The sequence below is a fragment of the Chlorogloeopsis fritschii PCC 6912 genome, from assembly GCF_000317285.1.
GTDB lineage: Bacteria > Cyanobacteriota > Cyanobacteriia > Cyanobacteriales > Nostocaceae > Chlorogloeopsis > Chlorogloeopsis fritschii.
On the sequence record NZ_AJLN01000103.1, the window covers coordinates 1 to 2,298 of the forward strand.

Consider the following 2,298-nt stretch of genomic DNA (forward strand, 5'->3'; position numbering starts at 1 on the left):
CTACTAACCAACTGTACTGCCTTGTTTGGAAAGCTAGCAGATTTTGTCTTGCCCTTTGATAGAGTTTAGAAAGCGGGGTATTTCTTTTCAGGAGTTAGCAGAGTCTCTGGATGCTATCTTATCGCTTGCAGGCGCAATTAGTGTACTCTGGATCTATACAGCAAAATAGCAGCAATGAAGAACAAAAGAGAGATTACCATCAGGGTGAGTGAGCAAGAGTTCGCAATGTTAGAATCCCACTGCCAGGCTGTAGGTAGAACTAAAACAGATATTTTGCGAGAATTTATCAGGTCTTTAGGTGCTGCACATGGTAATTTAACCCATCAAAGTACAGGTATGAATGAGTAGGTTTCGCAGACAATTTCCTGTAAACTACTCTACGCTATCAGTACTAACCAGTTCACAATAGTTATTAGTTAATTGCTTGTTCACCGATCGCGTTTTCACAAAAATGGCATGACAGACCCAATGATTGTATCAGGCTCCTCTTGTGACATCGAATCCCTGCGCCGACAGTTAATCGCTGGGTCAATTCAAGTCCAACAACAGTTGATCCCGCAGCTAGCTGTCTTGGATAATGGGGGATTAGATATCCTGATGGAATTTTTGCTGCAACGTCGTGACTCGACTGTAACTTGGGTTGATGGCAAAGCCTACCAAGCTCTTTATAACTCTGATTCGCCTCAAGCCAAAGAATTTCTGCAAACTCATTTTCCTGAAGGTGTTGTACCTCTAAAATCAGAGTGTGGAATTGATTATCGTCCCTTACAAACTTTACTCGTAACTCAAGATTTCCAAGCAGCCGATCGCATGACTCTACAAAAAATGTGTGAAGTTGCTGGTGCTGAGGCGGTAAAACGCAAATGGTTATATTTTACCGAAGTAGATAATTTCCCAATAACTGACTTACAAACTATTAATAATTTGTGGTTAGTCCACTCCGAAGGCAAATTTGGCTTTTCAGTACAGCGAGAAATTTGGTTAAGTCTGGGGAAAAATTGGGATAATCTTTGGGCGAAAATCGGTTGGAAAAAAGGCAATAATTGGACGCGCTATCCAAATGAATTTATCTGGGATTTAAGTGCTCCCAAAGGTCACTTACCTCTTTCCAATCAATTGCGAGGAGTGCGAGTAATTGCTTCTTTATTTGCTCATCCGGCTTGGTCGAAATAAAAGGCAGAAGGCAGAAATTATTAAAGAAATAATCAATCAGAATCCTGTTTCTCAAGGAGAGATGAGGTAATGATAAATTCCAGTCAGCGAGAATTTTACGTCATTATTGAGCGAGACGAAGATGGTTATTATGTAGGAGAAGTTCCACAACTAAAAGCTTATTATAGTCAGGGTGAAACAATTGATGTGTTGATGCAAAATATCAAAGAAGTTGTTGAACTTTGTTTGGAAGAAACAAGTGATGAAATTAAAGAAAAGCCAAATTTCTTGATTTCAGGATAAAATGCGATCGCTCCCACCAATCCAAAATCGAACAATGGCCAGAGTTCGTCTAGAAAATATCAAGCGCAAATTTAACAACGTTACCGCGATTGAGGATATTAGCTTTGATATTCCCGATGGTGAATTTTGGGTTTTGGTGGGGCCGTCAGGATGTGGTAAGTCTACGATATTGCGAACCATTGCCGGTTTAGAAACTGCCACCTCTGGTAGACTTTACATCGGGGATGAGTTGATAAATGATGTCCCTGCCAGACAGCGCGATGTGGCGATGGTATTTCAAAACTATGCCTTGTACCCCCACATGACGGTGGCAGAAAATATTGCCTTTGGGTTGCGAATGCGCAAAGTCGATCCCAAGATGATTAAAGAGAGGGTAGTGGCTGTAGCGCGATCGCTTTCACTAGAACACCTTTTAGAGCGCAAACCCAAACAGCTTTCTGGTGGACAGCAACAACGGGTAGCATTGGGAAGAGCGATCGCCCGTCAACCACAAGTATTTTTATTAGATGAACCTTTGTCTAATTTAGACGCTCAACTGCGAGATGATACGCGGGCTGAGTTAAAAGAACTACATCAAAACTTAGGTGTAACAACAATCTACGTCACCCACGATCAAGTAGAAGCAATGACTTTGGCTGATAAAATTGTGGTGCTAGAGAGGGGACGAATTCAACAGATTGGCGAGCCGCAAACAATTTATGCCAAGCCTGCTAATCGAATGGTGGCGACTTTTTTGGGCAGCCCACCGATGAATATTTTTCCTGCCAGATATGTAGGTGAAGGTTTTGATGTTAATGGGCAAACTATCCTAGCTTCAGCAAAGATGAAAGAGAAGTTGCATCT

The 2,298-nt window shown here is 41.7% G+C and carries 4 protein-coding genes; all 4 read left to right on the forward strand.

The genetic code is table 11. From position 1 onward, the window contains the following. The first annotated feature begins 174 nt into the window (after positions 1-174). Positions 175-348: a hypothetical protein gene (locus UYC_RS39035; protein ID WP_170221177.1), complete on the forward strand. Its 174-nt coding sequence runs from the start codon at positions 175-177 to the stop codon at positions 346-348. A 108-nt stretch (positions 349-456) separates the two neighbouring features. After that, positions 457-1,173, forward strand: coding sequence for a GUN4 domain-containing protein (locus UYC_RS0121345; protein WP_016875272.1), 717 nt, complete (start codon positions 457-459; stop codon positions 1,171-1,173). A gap of 69 nt (positions 1,174-1,242) precedes the next feature. After that, positions 1,243-1,455 carry a type II toxin-antitoxin system HicB family antitoxin gene (locus tag UYC_RS0121350; protein WP_016875271.1) on the forward strand — a complete coding sequence of 71 codons (213 nt, stop codon included), beginning with the start codon at positions 1,243-1,245 and terminating at the stop codon, positions 1,453-1,455. Between the two features lie 34 nt (positions 1,456-1,489). Beyond that, a partial coding sequence (locus UYC_RS0121355) for an ABC transporter ATP-binding protein (protein WP_026087795.1) occupies positions 1,490-2,298 on the forward strand: 809 nt, incomplete at its 3' end.